Annotated in this window: 17 protein-coding genes; 5 read left to right on the top strand and 12 right to left on the bottom strand. The window is 62.5% G+C overall.

Going from position 1 to position 14,735, the window contains the following annotated elements:
• Positions 1-182: 182 nt before the first annotated feature.
• The 4 genes from grxD to AB8A27_RS15855 are packed head-to-tail and all read left to right on the top strand — an operon-like array spanning position 183 to position 3,665.
• Positions 183-518 carry a Grx4 family monothiol glutaredoxin gene (gene grxD, locus AB8A27_RS15870; protein ID WP_092146743.1) on the top strand — a complete coding sequence of 112 codons (336 nt, stop codon included), beginning with the start codon at positions 183-185 and terminating at the stop codon, positions 516-518.
• The gene (locus AB8A27_RS15865) at positions 518-1,060 is read left to right on the top strand and encodes an O-acetyl-ADP-ribose deacetylase (RefSeq protein ID WP_441244922.1); all 543 of its coding nucleotides are present in this window, start codon (positions 518-520) and stop codon (positions 1,058-1,060) included. The genes grxD and AB8A27_RS15865 overlap by 1 nt, the downstream gene beginning before the upstream one ends.
• Positions 1,061-1,105: 45 nt before the next feature.
• Positions 1,106-2,404, top strand: a complete 1,299-nt coding sequence (locus tag AB8A27_RS15860) for a serine hydrolase domain-containing protein (RefSeq protein WP_441242714.1) — start codon at positions 1,106-1,108, stop codon at positions 2,402-2,404.
• Positions 2,385-3,665: a serine hydrolase domain-containing protein gene (locus AB8A27_RS15855; protein ID WP_441242713.1), complete on the top strand. Its 1,281-nt coding sequence runs from the start codon at positions 2,385-2,387 to the stop codon at positions 3,663-3,665. The genes AB8A27_RS15860 and AB8A27_RS15855 overlap by 20 nt, the downstream gene beginning before the upstream one ends.
• Positions 3,666-3,819: 154 nt before the next feature.
• Here AB8A27_RS15855 and AB8A27_RS15850 read toward each other — a convergent pair whose 3' ends face one another.
• The 10 genes from AB8A27_RS15850 to rpe form a co-directional block, all read right to left on the bottom strand.
• A complete protein-coding gene (locus AB8A27_RS15850; RefSeq protein WP_441242712.1) occupies positions 3,820-4,887 on the bottom strand; it encodes a threonine aldolase family protein in 1,068 nt (355 codons plus the stop codon).
• 194 nt (positions 4,888-5,081) lie between these two features.
• A complete protein-coding gene (rpsD, locus tag AB8A27_RS15845; RefSeq protein WP_092146751.1) occupies positions 5,082-5,699 on the bottom strand; it encodes a 30S ribosomal protein S4 in 618 nt (205 codons plus the stop codon).
• A 297-nt stretch (positions 5,700-5,996) separates the two neighbouring features.
• Positions 5,997-6,767, bottom strand: a complete 771-nt coding sequence (locus tag AB8A27_RS15840; protein WP_441242711.1) for an HpcH/HpaI aldolase family protein — start codon at positions 6,765-6,767, stop codon at positions 5,997-5,999.
• Between the two features lie 20 nt (positions 6,768-6,787).
• A complete protein-coding gene (locus tag AB8A27_RS15835; protein WP_441242710.1) occupies positions 6,788-7,171 on the bottom strand; it encodes a cupin domain-containing protein in 384 nt (127 codons plus the stop codon).
• Between the two features lie 59 nt (positions 7,172-7,230).
• Entirely contained in the window at positions 7,231-8,022 is a 792-nt protein-coding gene (murI, locus tag AB8A27_RS15830; RefSeq protein WP_441242709.1) for a glutamate racemase, read from the bottom strand.
• A 147-nt stretch (positions 8,023-8,169) separates the two neighbouring features.
• Positions 8,170-8,709: an MOSC domain-containing protein gene (locus tag AB8A27_RS15825; protein ID WP_441242708.1), complete on the bottom strand. Its 540-nt coding sequence runs from the start codon at positions 8,707-8,709 to the stop codon at positions 8,170-8,172.
• A 7-nt stretch (positions 8,710-8,716) separates the two neighbouring features.
• Positions 8,717-10,024: an adenylosuccinate lyase gene (gene purB / locus AB8A27_RS15820; RefSeq protein WP_441242707.1), complete on the bottom strand. Its 1,308-nt coding sequence runs from the start codon at positions 10,022-10,024 to the stop codon at positions 8,717-8,719.
• Positions 10,025-10,243: 219 nt separating this feature from the next.
• Positions 10,244-10,681: a hypothetical protein gene (locus tag AB8A27_RS15815; protein ID WP_441242706.1), complete on the bottom strand. Its 438-nt coding sequence runs from the start codon at positions 10,679-10,681 to the stop codon at positions 10,244-10,246.
• A gap of 189 nt (positions 10,682-10,870) precedes the next feature.
• Positions 10,871-11,659 carry a DUF2259 domain-containing protein gene (locus AB8A27_RS15810; RefSeq protein ID WP_441242705.1) on the bottom strand — a complete coding sequence of 263 codons (789 nt, stop codon included), beginning with the start codon at positions 11,657-11,659 and terminating at the stop codon, positions 10,871-10,873.
• A 49-nt stretch (positions 11,660-11,708) separates the two neighbouring features.
• Complete coding sequence (gene rpe, locus AB8A27_RS15805) at positions 11,709-12,410, bottom strand: ribulose-phosphate 3-epimerase (RefSeq protein WP_441242704.1); 702 nt, start codon at positions 12,408-12,410, stop codon at positions 11,709-11,711.
• Between the two features lie 258 nt (positions 12,411-12,668).
• Here rpe and AB8A27_RS15800 point away from each other — a divergent pair, with 258 nt between their 5' ends.
• Positions 12,669-13,412, top strand: coding sequence for an EF-hand domain-containing protein (locus AB8A27_RS15800; protein ID WP_441242703.1), 744 nt, complete (start codon positions 12,669-12,671; stop codon positions 13,410-13,412).
• On the opposite strand, the gene AB8A27_RS15795 is transcribed toward AB8A27_RS15800, so the two are convergent.
• Both AB8A27_RS15795 and AB8A27_RS15790 read right to left on the bottom strand, forming a co-directional pair.
• Positions 13,377-13,628 carry a KTSC domain-containing protein gene (locus AB8A27_RS15795; RefSeq protein WP_441242702.1) on the bottom strand — a complete coding sequence of 84 codons (252 nt, stop codon included), beginning with the start codon at positions 13,626-13,628 and terminating at the stop codon, positions 13,377-13,379. The two genes, AB8A27_RS15800 and AB8A27_RS15795, sit on opposite strands and share 36 nt — an antisense overlap.
• Positions 13,629-13,693: 65 nt before the next feature.
• Positions 13,694-14,686 carry a P1 family peptidase gene (locus tag AB8A27_RS15790; protein ID WP_441242701.1) on the bottom strand — a complete coding sequence of 331 codons (993 nt, stop codon included), beginning with the start codon at positions 14,684-14,686 and terminating at the stop codon, positions 13,694-13,696.
• Positions 14,687-14,735: the final 49 nt, after the last annotated feature.

Raw genomic sequence — 14,735 nt, 5'->3', positions numbered from 1 at the left:
AGTGACCGTGGCGGGCCGGCAATGGGGCTCCGAGGCTGTGATGTCAGCCCGGATCACGTGCTTAAGACTTGGGGTGCGGAACGGATTCGGCTACATATATGACAAGTCTGACCGGGCGGTACGCCCGATGGCTGGGCCGCCAACTCCAGACCTTGAATCTGGACTTTGAACAGGGACGTGACATGAGCATTGAGCAATTCATCGAGAACGAAGTGAAGACCAACGACGTGGTGCTGTTCATGAAGGGCACGCCGCAGTTTCCGCAGTGCGGTTTCTCGGGCCAGGTGGTCCAGATCCTCGATCACGTCGGCGTTGGCTACAAGGGCCTCAACGTTCTCGAATCTGCCGATCTGCGTGACGGCATCAAGACCTATTCGAACTGGCCGACCATTCCGCAGCTCTATGTGAAGGGCGAATTCGTTGGCGGCTGCGACATCGTGCGCGAGATGTTCCAGGCCGGGGAATTGCAGCAGATGCTGGCCGAGAAGGGCGTGATCGCCGCCCCGGCGTCGGCCTGATTTCAACTCGACAGATAGGCACGGCGACCCTGGACGTCGTCGTGGCCGACATCACGACTCTCCGCGTTGACGCCATCGTCAACGCGGCCAATTTGTCGCTTCTCGGAGGCGGCGGCGTGGACGGCGCCATCCATCGGGCCGCCGGTCCCGATCTTCTCGCCGAATGCCGTACCCTCAAGGGTTGCGAGACGGGCGATGCCAAAATCACCAAAGGTTACAAATTACCGACATCGCATGTGATCCATGCGGTGGGTCCCGTCTGGCATAGCGGCAGCAGCGGCGAGGATGAGGCGCTGGCGTCCTGTTACCGGCGGGCGCTGATACTGTGCCAGGCGCATGGTCTGGCTTCGATTGCGTTTCCGGCCATCTCCACGGGTGTCTATGGCTTTCCGGCCGCGCGTGCGGCTCCCATCGCGATCGGTTCAGTCATCCTAGCCCTGAAGGACGCGCCGGTGGTTACATCCGTGACCTTCTGCTGTTTCTCCCAGCCATCTGCGGACCTGCATCGTCTCGCGCTCGCACGCGCACTTCCCCTTGTCTGATACCGTCCGGCCGTTACACTCCGCCGATCAGGAAAAGGAGTGGCGATGAATTTGCGGCACAGACTACGCGCGCTGCTCTGCGGAGCGCTGTTGCTCGCCGGATCGCCCGTCCTCGCCCAGGATCGCTTTGCTGCCGAAGGCACCTTCGACATTCCCGCCGGCGCAAAATTCTCGCAGGAAAAACTCGCGAAGATCGGCGAGTTCTTCCGTAAGCAGATCGCCGACGGCAAGATCCCCGGCGCCATTGTCCTGATCCAGCAGCATGGCAAGCCGGTCTACAAGGAATTCTTCGGCGTCCGCGATCCCGACACCAAGCAGCCGATGACGGATGATACGATCTTCCGGCTGCATTCCATGACCAAGCCGATCACGTCCTTCGCGGCGATGATGCTGATCGATCAGGGCAAGCTGAAGCTCGATGATCCCGTCTCCAAATACATTCCGTCTTTCGCCAAGGCCAAGGTCGGCGTCGAGAAGAAACTGGAGAACGGCGAGAAGGCGCTGGACATCGTCGCGCCCAATCGTCCGGTGACGGTCCGCGACCTGCTGCTGCATACGTCCGGCATCACCTATGGCTTCTATGGCGAGAGCCTGGTGCGCCGTGCCTATGGCAATGCCGATATCTACAATGGTGATTTCGACAACAAGGAATTCGCCGACCGCATCGCGCAACTGCCGCTCGAACATCAACCGGGCACGCTGTGGGACTATGGCCATTCCACCGACATTCTCGGCCGGGTGATCGAGATCGTCTCGGGCAAGTCGCTGCTCGATTATGAGGAACAGGCGTTTCTCGGTCCGCTTGGCATGAAGGATACCGGCTTCTTCGTGAAGGAGAAGTCCAAGGAAGCGATGCTCGCCAAGCCGATGGCCTGGGACCGCGACTTCCGTACCGGACGGCAGGGCCGTCCCGACACCTATCAGAAATGGGAATCTGGCAGCGGCGGCATGGTCTCGACGCTGGCTGACTATACGAAGTTCGCGCAGATGCTGCTGAACGGCGGCGAATATGACGGCAAGCGCTATATGAGTGCAGCAACGTTCAAGGACATGACCACCGATCACATCGGCAAGGATTCCGGCGTCGCGCGCGACTATCTGTATTTCCCCGGCGACGGTTTCGGTTTCGGCTATGGCTTCGCCGTCCGCACCGATCCCGGCAATGCCAAGCCGCCGCCGCCGGGATCGCTTGGCGAATTGAAATGGGACGGCGCCAGCGGTTGCTATTTCGTCATCGATCCCAAACAGGATTTCTTCTTCATCCTGCTGGAGCAGACGCCGTCGGAGCGGCAGCGCATTCAAAGGTCTTTGAAGCTGTTGGTCTATGAAGCGCTGGAGAAATAGCCGCGCCGCAATCCTGCTGCTGATGCTGTGCAGCGTTGGCACGCTTGCCGCGCCTTCGCCGCCCGCCCGGGCCGAAAAACCGCAATCCATTGCGCGCGAATTCTCTCCCGAAAAGCTACTGGCGCTCGATCGCTACTTTCTCGACATGGTCGCGGAGCGGAAGATCCCCGGCGCGGTGGTGCTGGTGCAGCAGCACGGCAAGCCCGTCTATTTTGATACGTTCGGCAATCTCGACAGCGGGCATCCGATGACCAGGGATGCGATCTTCCGCCTGTATTCGATGTCGAAACCGATCACCTCGGTGGCCGTGATGATGCTGGTCGAGGATGGCAAACTGCGCCTCGACGATCCCGTTGCGAAATATATACCGGCCTTCGCCAAGGCGAAGGTGGGCGTTGACGTCAAAGGCGGCGATGAACACGCTACGTTCGGCCTTGTGCCGCTGCAACGGCCGATTACCATCGCCGATCTGCTCAAGCACACATCGGGCATCACCTACGGTTTCTATGGCGACGATCCCGCGCGCAAACGTTATGCGCAGCTCGATATCTTCGGTCGCGACTGGGACAATGCCTCCTGGGCCGACCGCATCGCACAGCTTCCGCTCGCCGAGCAGCCCGGCACGCTATGGGACTACGGCCATTCCACTGACATTCTCGGCCGCGTCATCGAGGTGGTGTCCGGCCAATCGCTGTCCCATTTCCTCGAGAGCCGGCTGTTCGATCCGCTGGGGACGACAGATACGTCATTCTACATCACCGACCTGCGGCATCGGGTGCGTGTCGCCGAACCTTTCGCGTCCGATCGCATGGTCGGGCCGGTGATCGGCATGCATGATCCCGCCGAGGTCATGCAATGGGAGGCGGGAGGCTCCGGTCTGGTCGGTACGATTTCGGACTATGCGCGCTTCCTGCAGATGCTGCTGAACGGCGGCACGCTCGACGGCAAGCGCTATCTGACGCCCGAGAGCGTCGCTGAGATGACGCGCGATCACATCGGTCCCGGCAGTGGCGTGAAACGCGACTATTATTACTTTCCGGGCGCCGCCAGCGGCTTCGGCTATGGCTTTGCGGTGCGCACCAGCGAGCTTGCCAGCGAGCCCGGACCAATCGGCGAATATCGCTGGGATGGCGTCGGTGGCACCTTCTTCTGGGTCGATCCCGCCGACGACATGTTCGTGCTGGTGATGACGCAGGCACCATCGCAACGTTGGCGGATGGAGACCGACGTGCGAAAGATCGTATATGAAGCGCTGGAGTAAGAGCGTGGCTATTCTTTCGACACCTTGCACTCCGGCCTCATCCTGAGGAGCGCGCTCTTGCGCGCGTCTCGAAGGATGGCTGTGCATATCAGCTCATGGTTCGAGACGGCGCCAAGCGGCGCCTCCTCAGCATGAGGGTTCGGAGCATGCGGCCCTAACCCCCGCGCACGATCTCCCTGATCAATCCAAGCGTTTCCTCGATCATATCGGCGCTGACATCCAGATGCGTACAGGCGCGGATGCGGCCGTCCATGGTGGCGAGCAGCACGCCTTTTGCGCGCAACGCTTTCACCATGTCCGCACCGCTGATGCCTGCGCCCGCGGGATCGAAGAAGACGAGATTGGTCTCGGGCTCCTGCACGTTGATGCCGTTGATCTGCGCCAGCCCGCTGGCGAGCATGCGCGCATTGGCGTGATCGTCGGCGAGACGATCGACGTGATGATCGAGCGCATGGATGCAGGCGGCGGCAACGATGCCGGCCTGCCGCATCGACCCGCCGAGTCCCTGCTTCCAGCGCCACACAGCATCGATGTAGTCGCGCGTTCCGGCCAGCACGGCGCCGACGGGGGCGCCGAGTCCCTTGCTGAAATCGATCCAGACCGAGTCCCAGCCGTCGGACATCTTGCGCGCAGCGATGCCGGTGGCGACACACGCATTCAGTAGTCGCGCGCCATCCATATGCGTGGCCAGGCCGCGATCGCGCGCAATGGTGACGATCTCGTCGAGATCGGTTTTCGACCAGATCGTGCCGCCGCCGATATTGGCGGTCTGCTCGACACTGACCACGGTCTGCGCCGCTTCGTAGCGCGTGCGCAGATGCAATGCAGAGCGCAGTGTGTCGGGTGTGAATTTGCCGTCGGCGCCATCGAGCCCGGTGATCTGGAAGCCGCCCAGCGCGGCATGGGTGCCGCCTTCGCGCGACAGAATATGCGCGGTGCGATGTGCGAGGATCTCGTCGCCGGGCCGGCAATGCGCCAGCAGGCCGGCGACGTTGCACATGGTGCCCGACGGCATGAACACCGCGGCTTCCTTGCCGAGCAGATCGGCAACGCGGTCGCACAGCGCGTTGACAGTGGGATCATCACCGACTTGTTCATCGCCGACTTCTGCGGAGGCCATCGCCGCGCGCATCGCTGCGGTTGGACGCGTCTGCGTGTCAGACAGCAGGTTGATACGGACCGTTGGCTGTGACGGATCGGGGCGGGCAGGGGTGAAGGGCATACAGAATCTCTCAGTCGTCATGCCCGGGCTTGTCCCGGGCATCCACGTCTTCTTTGAGGCGCGAGCTTAAAGACGTGGATGGCCGGGACAAGCCCGGCCATGACGGCGTTTTTTTGCGAATGCTGAGGTGCGTTCACCCAACAAAAAAGGCCCCGGAAAATCCGGGGCCTTGATTGTGTCAGCGCTGTCAGAAATTAGCGCGAATAGAATTCGACGATCAGATGCGGTTCCATCTGCACGGCGAAGGGAACGTCCGACAGCTGCGGAATGCGGATGAACTTGGCGGTCATCTTGCTGTGGTCGGTTTCGACGTAATCGGGAACGTCACGCTCGCCGAGCTGGCTGGCTTCCAGAACGAAAGCGAGCTGCTTGGAGGCTTCCTTGATCTCGACGACATCGCCGACCTTGACCAGGTAGCTCGAAATGTTGACGCGCTTGCCATTCACCTTGACGTGGCCGTGGTTGATGAACTGACGGGCCGCGAACATGGTGGAGACGAACTTGGCGCGATACACGACGGTGTCGAGGCGGCGCTCGAGCAGGCCGATCAGGTTCTCACCGGTGTCGCCCTTGAGGCGCGAAGCCTCGACATACACGGCGTAGAACTGGCGCTCGGAAATGTTGGCGTAATAGCCCTTCAGCTTCTGCTTGGCGCGCAGCTGCGTGCCGAAGTCGGAGAGCTTGCCCTTGCGGCGCTGGCCGTGCTGGCCGGGGCCGTATTCACGCTTGTTGACCGGAGACTTGGGACGACCCCAAATGTTCTGGCCCATACGGCGGTCGATTTTGTACTTGGCTTCACTACGCTTTGTCATCGCGTCCTCGATGGCTAATGGTGGATGTGAGGAGACGCGCCCTCCTGTGTACCGGGATCAGTCCATGGTCTGAAAACAGAGGTCTGGAAAATCTCGGCACCGACAGGTTCATTCCCAAAGCTGGGAGGAGAACCACGGGTGCGAAACGCTTCGCGGGCCGAAAACGGCCCGCGAGCAAGGCGGTTTCTAGGGGCAGAGCCCGGTTATGTCAATTGAAAGACAGGCTTTTTGCCGTTTGGCGGGCTTATAGCCCCAATCCGGCCGGTTTTGGCGCAAAATCGACCTCGAAAGGGTCGTTTACCGCCTGATACCCTCGAATCCGGCGGCGATTCCGCGCTGGAACAGTGACCAGTCGAATCCCAGCGCCAGGGCCACATAGCCCCGTTCGATCATGGCATTGCCCATATCGGCATTCAGCGCTGCGCCGCCCAGCGGGACACCGTTTTTGAGGATTCCCGCCTCGGCTTTGGCGACCAGCGCCTGCACCTCGGGATCGCCCGGCTGGCCGCGTTTGCCGATGGATGTTGCGAGGTCACCGACGCCGATCACGGCGATGTCGATGCCCGGAGTGGCCATGATCTCGTCGATCCGGTTCACGGCATCGATATGCTCGATGGTGATGATGCAGATCATGCTGTCATCGGCGCGCGCCATATAGTCGGGCATGCCGGTGTTCCAGCGGAACGGCGCATGGAACGGTCCCCACAGCCGCTCGCCATCAGGCGGATAGCGCAGGCTGCGTACGGCTTTCGCGGCGTCGGCGGCGCTGTTGATCATCGGGAAATTGATGCCCATGGCGCCGAAATCCATCGGCGCTTTCGCCAGCCATGGTTCGTTGGCGGCGACCCGCACCAGCGGTGTGCAGGGCGTGCCCGCGGTGGCCATGATCATCCCGTGGGCGGTGTTGAGATCGATCGGGCCGTGTTCGAGATCGACGATGATCCAGTCGAGCGTTTGCGCCATGATGCGCACGGTCTGGATCGACGGGATGGTGGCGATGGCCCCGAAAGTGGGGCGCCCCTCGCGCCATTTCTGCTTGAGGTCGTGAAATGGCGCGGGGGTCGTCATCTGCAGCGCATTCCTTCGATTTACTTGGCGGCTTCCGCGAGCGGCTTGCCCTTGGTGACAATATAGACGCCGAGCACCTTCATCGGCTTGTCGCCGGTCGCGCGTGCATCGTGCACGGCGCCGGCGGGAATCTGATAGCTGTCGCCGGCCTTCAATTTCAGCGGCGGCTTGCCGTCAATCACGAGCTCCAGTTCACCCTCCAGCACATAGCCGGTTTCGGCTCCGGGATGCGTGTGCCGTCCCGATGCGCCGCCGACCGGAATCTCGGCAATTGCGGTGACGGTCTCGTAGCCGTCCGGGAATTCGACCTTCTGTAGCGGTGTACGCTTGATGCCTTGTGCGGAGACCGTGCCGATGCCGGCAATCGTCGCAATGGTCAGACCGAGTATCACTTTCTTGAGCATTGTTCTTCCTCCCTGGGAGTCGGGAGACTACCAGTGCGCAAGCGACTGTCGAGGGCGTCTTATGCCGCGACCTGTCCGCCGAAGAATGGCGCGAGTGCTTCCGGCCATGCATGGCGCTTGCCGGAGGTGTAGAGCAGCACGGCATCGCCGGGCGGCACGCCGGGCTGATGATCTCCGATCAGGCCGACCACGCGGCGCGCAATCGCCGGCGCCGGATCGATCCATGCAACGGGCCACGGCGCGATGCGATTGAGGTGGTCGAGCAACAGCGGGTAATGCGTGCAAGCCAGCACGATCGTGTCGGTGCGGGCACCGGCGGCATCCTGCACGAAGCAGGGCGCGATCTCGCGAAACAGATCGGCGTCGTCGATGCCCTGGCCACCGAGTGCGCCTTCCGCCAGTGCGGCGAGTTCGGCGGAGCCGACCAGCGTAACGATGCAGCCACCGCCGAATTCGCGGATCAGCGTCTGGGTATATTCGCGCTTCACGGTGCCCGATGTGCCGAGCACGGAGACGCGCTTGCTGATCGAGCGCGCGCAGGCCGGCTTGATCGCGGGCACAGTGCCGACGAAGGGCACGGCATAGGCGGCGCGCAGATGGGTGAGCACCAGTGTCGAGGCTGTGTTGCAGGCGATCACCACGAGGTCCGGCCGGTGCGCAGCAATCAGCTCGCCCATCAGCGGCACCACGCGGCCGATCAGCGCCTCCTCGGTGTGCTGGCCGTAGGGAAAGAATGCGTCATCCGCCACATAGACGTAGCGGGCATCCGGACGCGCCTTCGCAATCTCGCGCTGGACGGTGAGGCCGCCGAGACCGGAGTCGAACACAAGGATGGTGGGACGCGTGGGCATCATCAGAGCCTAGGGGAGGATGGTTACTGCGGGGTTGCTGCGGGTCCGGCAATCAAGACAGGGGCATTCGGGCTTTTTCGGGAAGGGACGCTTCTTACCTCTCCCCGCGCAGAGCGGGGGACAGGGAGCGCACCGCGCTCGTGGTTGCTACACTGGTTCCAAAGGCTGCGGCGTGCCGTTAGGCAGCTCGACGCCGATCTCATCACCCGCCGCCACCTCGCCATCCGACACCACGATCGCCATCACGCCGGCTTTGTGGACGGCGCGGCCGTCCGCGTCGCGATCTTGCGTCGCAGCCTTCAATCCCTGCTGAAAGCGATCCATCAGCACACAGGGCTCACGCAGGCCGGTCAGTTCGATCACGGCACTCGCGCCGAGTTGCAGCCGCGTGCCGGTCGGCAGTGTTGCGAGGTCGATCCCCGATGTGGTGATGTTCTCGCCGAGGTCGCCGGGCTGGATCGTGAAGTCCTTGGCGCGCAATTCGTCGAACAGCTCGGACGGGATCAGATGCACCTGGCGCAGGTTCGGCCTGGCGGGATCGCGGTGGCGGTCGTAGCGGTGCTGCACCAATGCGCCCATATGGCCGTCGCCTTCGACGCCGAGGCCGGCGAGCAGGCGAATGCTTAAGCTGGGTGTCTTGCTGAAGTGATGGCCGCGCCGCAGGCATACGGCGGCGACGCGGCTCATCGTTCGATCAGCTTGCGCCAAACACGCGCTTGAAGATCGTGTCCACATGCTTGAGGTGATAGCCGAGGTCGAACTTCTCGGCGATCTCGTCGTCGGTGAGATACTTCTTCACCTCGGGATCGTTCTTCAGCAGCGTCTGGAAGTCGCCTTCGCCGCGCCAGACCGGCATGGCGTTGCGCTGGACCATCTTGTAGCTGTCCTCGCGCGATGCGCCCTTCTGCGTCAGCGCGATCAGTACGCGCTGCGAATGCACGAGGCCGCCGAGACGGTCGAGATTCTTCTGCATGTTGGCGGGATAGACCAGGAGCTTCTCGATCACACCGGCCATGCGGTTGAGCGCAAAGTCGAGCGTCACGGTGGCGTCCGGGCCGAACATGCGCTCGGCGGAGGAGTGCGAGATATCGCGCTCGTGCCACAGCACGACGTTTTCCAGCGCCGGCGTCACATAGGCGCGCACCATGCGCGACAGGCCGGTGATGTTCTCGGTGAGCACCGGGTTACGCTTGTGCGGCATCGCCGACGAGCCCTTCTGGCCTTCCGAGAAGAACTCCTCGGCTTCCAGCACTTCGGTGCGCTGCATGTGGCGGATCTCGACGGCAAGACGCTCCATCGACGAGGCGATGACGCCGAGCGTCGCGAAGAACATCGCGTGGCGGTCACGCGGGATCACCTGGGTCGAGATCGGCTCCGGCACGAGGCCCATGGCCTTGGCGACATGTTCTTCAACGCGCGGATCGATCTGCGCAAAGGTGCCGACGGCGCCGGAGATCGCGCAGGTCGCGACTTCCTTGCGCGCGGCGACGAGACGCTCGCGGTTGCGGGTGAATTCGGCATAGGCATAAGCGAGCTTGAGGCCGAACGTGACCGGCTCGGCATGGATGCCGTGGGAGCGGCCGATGGTCGGCGTCATCTTGTGCTCGAACGCGCGGGTTTTCAGCGCGGCGAGCAGGCGATCGATATCAGCGATCAGGATATCAGCGCAGCGCGTGAGCTGAACGTTGAGGCAGGTGTCGAGCACGTCCGACGAGGTCATGCCCTGATGCACGAAACGCGCTTCCGGGCCGACGATCTCGGCCAGATGTGTCAGGAACGCGATCACGTCATGCTTGGTCTCGCGCTCGATCTCGTCGATGCGCTCCACATTGAAGGTGGCGTCCTTGGCCTTGGCCCAGATCGTCTTCGCCGCATCCTTCGGAATGGTGCCCAGTTCCGCCAGCGCATCGGCGGCATGCGCCTCGATCTCGAACCAGATCTTGAAGCGGGTCTGCGGCTCCCAGATGGAGGCCATTTCGGGACGGGTATAGCGCGGGATCATCGGCGTCTCTGCAATGTCAGGGGTTACGCCGCGCTTTAGCAGATCGGGGCGGGGGAAACCACCTCAGAAGCGTCCGGAGGACTGATTTTCCTGCGGAATTTACCCCTCTGGCAGCCGTCTCGTTCAGGCCGTCACCGCATCAGTTCGGCAAGACGGGGGCGTTCCGTGACAGTAATCCCGCAGGTCGCTTCGTTCCGGGCTACGCTCGTTCGTGAGACTTTACGACGGCTCTTCGATGAAGCCTTTCGGGAAGAGGCCTGATCCACCGTCCTTGAACAGGAAGTCGGTGAGAAACCAGCCCCTGCTGGTCATTTTATACGTAAAGCGAAAGTAGATGAATCCGGTTTTTTCAAAGTAGGAGACATAGATGATCTGGCGCAGGGCTCCGTTGTATTCCTTGTCGTAGACCTTTTTGCCGAAGTCGAATTTCCTGCCCTCGATTGCCTTCAGCCCACGCTCCATCTGCTTTTCAAATTTAGGTTCCCCGACCGTTTCTGCAATTTTGTGCGCGGCGTCGTGGAATTTGTTCTGGCTGATGAGTGTAAAGGTTTCATTCGCGAAGCGATCGGGGTCATCGACCGGCAAAGCGGCAGCGAAGGCAGCGGAGCCGGTCAGGCAAACAAAGATAGCAAGGAACGAGAGCAGACGGATATGCACGGTGACCTCATGGGATTGCATGAGGCTCGCTATCTGAGTCCTCGTCTTCAGGCTACGTCTCCTCGCGTGCTTTCGTCGCCGCGCTCCTGATCTCGTCGATATTCGCCTTGTTGCTTTTTGCCGTCCCGCCCTGCGAGTTCGGCTGCCACCGCCGCCAAGACGTCGCCATCCAATTCGTTGGCCGATACCCTAAAGCTTCGGCAGTTTCGTCGTTACCGCCATGAACCGCCGGTTCGGCCCCGCGTGGAATTCATGCGCGTCCACGGTCTCCACCAATACCGCCAGCGACTGCGTGCCGTCCTTGGCCTGGTGATGATAGGCCTCTGCGATACCGTAAGCCGTCACGCAGCGGCGGCGTTTCGGCAGTTGCTTGTCCTGCTGCAGGGTGATGGGCGCGGCGCTATCGATGCTCAGTTGCAGTTTCACGCCGGTGACGATGACGCTCCCATAGGTGCCGCGGCCGCCTGCGCCGTAGCAGGATGCCTTGCCGAGCGCCTGATCGGATAAAGTGAGTGTCAGCTTGCGACCATCGGGCAAAGCGATGGATTGCGTGGTGGCAAGCGGCTTCGGGTCCATCTGATAGATGCCGATCTCGTCGAGATCCATCGATGGCTTGCCGGCGAAGCGTGTGCCGGGCTCCGTGACCACGAGCTTGTCGAGCAGCGGCTTTGCCTTCGCCATCAGTTCGGCGCGCACGGCATCGACCTCGCGCTCGTCATCGTCTTTGGTGCGGATGGAGAAGGGCGAGCCCTTGACGAAATCGTCCTTGCTTGTGTCGATCACCTGAATGTCGGCGACGATCTCGGTGGCGTCATAGAGTTGGGTATATTGCTCGAAAGCGAAATGCGCGCCGTCCGGCGAGAAGCCGATGACTTTTCGCGCCGCCGCGTCGCCGGCGTGAGCAGTGCTCAGCAGGGCGATGGGAAGCAGAGCGATAGCGAAGGCGCGCCGCGCGCCCATGATCCATGGATGTGTCATGGGCGTTGGTCGCGCATGGCGACCGAAAGTTCACGCGGGCGAGGAGACTTTAAACCATCTCGCCGCGGGCATTCGCCGCTGCCGCGCGGATGCCGTCGATATTCGCCTTGTAGCTCTCCACCGTGCCGCCCTTGAACACGGCCGAGCCGGCGACGAACGCATTGGCACCTGCTGCGGCGAGTTGCCCGGCCACTGCAGCGGACACACCGCCATCGACTTCGATGTCGATCGGCCGACCCGCCGTCATGGCGCGCAGGTCCGAGATCTTGCCGAGCGCGGACGGAATGAAGGCCTGACCGCCGAAGCCGGGATTGACCGACATCACCAGCACGAGATCGACGAGGTCGATTACATATTCGATGGCCGAGATGGGCGTGCCGGGATTGAGTGAGACGCCGGCCTTCTTGCCGAGGTTGCGGATCGCCTGCAGCGAGCGATGCAGATGCGGACCCGCCTCGGCATGAACGGTGATGTGATCGCAGCCGGCCTTGGCGAAGGCTTCGAGATAGGGATCGCATGGTGCGATCATCAGATGCGCGTCGAAGATCTTTGTCGTGTGCGGGCGCATCGCCTTGATGACGTCGGGGCCGTAGGAAATGTTCGGCACGAAATGGCCGTCCATCACGTCGAGATGCATCCAGTCGGCACCGGCGGTATCGACCGCACGGACCTCTTCGCCAAGCTTGGCGAAATCGGCCGCCAGAATGGACGGGGCGATCACCAGCGGGCGGGGCGTGAAGCTCTGGGACATCGGGTTTTCCTGGGCACGTCAGAGTGACAAAGCGGTCGGGTAACATGCGTGACGCATCACGGCAACGCTGCGGGCAGCATAGCGCCATCCCCGCCGTTTGTCGGCAAGTTCTGCCGCGGCGGCATGATTTGCCGAGGCATATGGATGCGGCCTTGGATGTCGGGCGTTGTTTTTTCGATGTTTTTTTGCTGGCACGCGGCTTGCTGAAATCCTTGCAGGGAATTCCGCCGCGGATGCGGCATGAGCAGGAGACACGCGATGTTGCAGGCCCTCGGTCTTGCCTCGTCTGCACTGGATGCGCTGCAGGCGCTCACGTCGAAGTCGAAGACGACTGCATCGAAGCCGACCACCGGCTTCACGCAATCGGCGGCGAGCCTCTTCAATGTCTCCAACACGACGTCGCAGACCAGTTCGTCGGGTTCGACATCGAGCACGAGTTCGTCATCCTCGACCTCAATCTCGGCCAGCACCATGAGCGCGCTGCTGGATGCGCAGAGCCAGTCGGTCTCGTCGTCTTCGAAGAGCCGGTCGGACGCGCTGAAGAGCCTGTTTGCGCAGCTCGACGGCGACGGCAGCGGCGGGATCAGCAAGGCGGAATTCGAGGACAAGCTCGGCGCCGGTGGCACCAATGTGGAGAATGCCGACAAGGTGTTCGCCAAGCTCGACAAGGATGGCGACGGATCGGTCAGCCAGGACGAACTGAGCTCGGCGCTGAAGGGCTCCGGCAAGGGACATCACGCCGGTGGCGGCGGTATGGGCGGTGGCGCTGGTGGCGGGTCCGATACCACCGGCTCGACCACATCGACCACGGTGAATGCGGATGGCAGCACCACGACATCGATCACATATGCCGACGGGTCGACGGTGACGTCGACCTCGGCCGTGCCAGCGTCATCTACGACATCGACCGCAAGCTCGTCCTATTATGCGGTTGAAAAGATGATCGCGCGTCAGGCGCAGCTGATCTCAAACATGAAGTCGACGCTGGCGATCAGCGCCTGATTTGCGTTCGGATCCCGAACGCGTCAATTCGCGATAGGCGAAGCGATCACGAATACGGTGATTGAAGAACGCGCCGCGTGACGCCGCGCTGCTGAAGGCCGCGTGAACTTCCGGCGGCACCTGCGCATAGGCATACCGACGACCGCTGGTGAAGGTGACGCGCAATTCGCGGCTCACCGGATCGTAAGCGAGATGTCGAATTGCACTCGACGGCATCGCAATCCTCCGAATGTCTCCTGGATAGAAACAATTACCGGCGCGATTGGTTGCGTTGCGATGATCTAGTGCCGGTCGCGAAATGCCGGGAGTGCGCCGGCGAAGGGCAGTGCTGTCGCTTCATACACACCGCGCGCGATGGCGCGGGCGATGACATTGCCCGCAACCATGCCGAGTTCAGTGAGACCGACCAGCGGATCGATCGGCTTCTCGCCCGTCGCGGCCGCAAACACGATGTCGCCATCAAGCGGCGCATGCACCGGATAGATCGCGCGCGCAAATCCGGTCTGCGCCATTATGGCGAGACGCCGTGCCTGCGCCTTGGTCAGGATCGCATCGGTGACGACCACGGCGAGCGTCGTGTTCTCGATCGACGTTACCGCCGGTCCGCCCTTGATGCGCATCTCCAGCATCTCGGGTTTCATTGTGTTCGGCATCCCGTGTCCGCCGAACTCATTGCCGACTTCGAAGGACGTCGCCCAGAAGTGCGGGCCATCGCCGATGGTGACGCTGCCGACCGCATTGACCGCCGCGAGTGCGGCGACGCGCACGCCCGATGGCGTGACGGCAGAGGCCGAGCCGATGCCACCTTTATAGTTGACTGTCGTGGCGCCGAGCCCTGCGCCGACGCTGCCGAGCTTGAAGTCATTGCTAGCTGCCGCAGCGGCGGCATAGCCGAGATCGCGATAGGGCGGAAAGCGGCCCCAGGCCTTGTCGCCGCCATTGAGCAGGTCGAACAGGATCGCGCCTGGCACGATGGGGATGACGGCGTTGCCGATCTGGTAGCCGCGGCCCTGTTCGGCGAGCCAGGCCTGCACGCCGCCGCCGGCTTCGAGGCCGAAGGCCGAGCCGCCGGCCAGCGCGAGGCCGTGGATGGCGTCCACGGTGTTGACAGGATCGAGCAGGGCGCTCTCGCGTGTGCCCGGTCCGCCGCCGCGTATGTCGACAGAGGCCACGGCCGGCCTGTCGAACAGGATGGCGGTGACGCCGGAGGCCAGTTTCGCATCGTCCGCGTGGCCGACGCGGACGCCGGCGATATCGGTGAGCAGGTTCTTCATGGCGGTTCCCTCTTGGCTGACCAGACCGCAGCAAGGCTCCCCGGTCAAC

Source organism: Tardiphaga sp. 768_D3_N2_1 (assembly GCF_052076105.1).
Taxonomy (GTDB): Bacteria; Pseudomonadota; Alphaproteobacteria; order Rhizobiales; family Xanthobacteraceae; genus Tardiphaga.
The sequence above is the reverse complement of the archived record's forward strand: the minus strand, read 5'-3'. Positions and strand labels throughout refer to the sequence as shown.

Bases quoted from the DNA above. Each gene is read 5' to 3' on its own strand.
- grxD (WP_092146743.1), top strand. From the start codon at position 183: ATGAGCATTGAGCAATTCATCGAGAACGAAGTGAAGACCAACGACGTG.
- AB8A27_RS15860 (WP_441242714.1), top strand. From the start codon at position 1,106: ATGAATTTGCGGCACAGACTACGCGCGCTGCTCTGCGGAGCGCTGTTG.
- AB8A27_RS15855 (WP_441242713.1), top strand. From the start codon at position 2,385: ATGAAGCGCTGGAGAAATAGCCGCGCCGCAATCCTGCTGCTGATGCTG.
- AB8A27_RS15850 (WP_441242712.1), bottom strand. From the start codon at position 4,887: ATGCCCTTCACCCCTGCCCGCCCCGATCCGTCACAGCCAACGGTCCGT.
- rpsD (WP_092146751.1), bottom strand. From the start codon at position 5,699: ATGACAAAGCGTAGTGAAGCCAAGTACAAAATCGACCGCCGTATGGGC.
- AB8A27_RS15840 (WP_441242711.1), bottom strand. From the start codon at position 6,767: ATGACGACCCCCGCGCCATTTCACGACCTCAAGCAGAAATGGCGCGAG.
- AB8A27_RS15835 (WP_441242710.1), bottom strand. From the start codon at position 7,171: ATGCTCAAGAAAGTGATACTCGGTCTGACCATTGCGACGATTGCCGGC.
- murI (WP_441242709.1), bottom strand. From the start codon at position 8,022: ATGCCCACGCGTCCCACCATCCTTGTGTTCGACTCCGGTCTCGGCGGC.
- AB8A27_RS15825 (WP_441242708.1), bottom strand. From the start codon at position 8,709: ATGAGCCGCGTCGCCGCCGTATGCCTGCGGCGCGGCCATCACTTCAGC.
- purB (WP_441242707.1), bottom strand. From the start codon at position 10,024: ATGATCCCGCGCTATACCCGTCCCGAAATGGCCTCCATCTGGGAGCCG.
- AB8A27_RS15810 (WP_441242705.1), bottom strand. From the start codon at position 11,659: ATGACACATCCATGGATCATGGGCGCGCGGCGCGCCTTCGCTATCGCT.
- rpe (WP_441242704.1), bottom strand. From the start codon at position 12,410: ATGTCCCAGAGCTTCACGCCCCGCCCGCTGGTGATCGCCCCGTCCATT.
- AB8A27_RS15800 (WP_441242703.1), top strand. From the start codon at position 12,669: ATGTTGCAGGCCCTCGGTCTTGCCTCGTCTGCACTGGATGCGCTGCAG.
- AB8A27_RS15795 (WP_441242702.1), bottom strand. From the start codon at position 13,628: ATGCCGTCGAGTGCAATTCGACATCTCGCTTACGATCCGGTGAGCCGC.
- AB8A27_RS15790 (WP_441242701.1), bottom strand. From the start codon at position 14,686: ATGAAGAACCTGCTCACCGATATCGCCGGCGTCCGCGTCGGCCACGCG.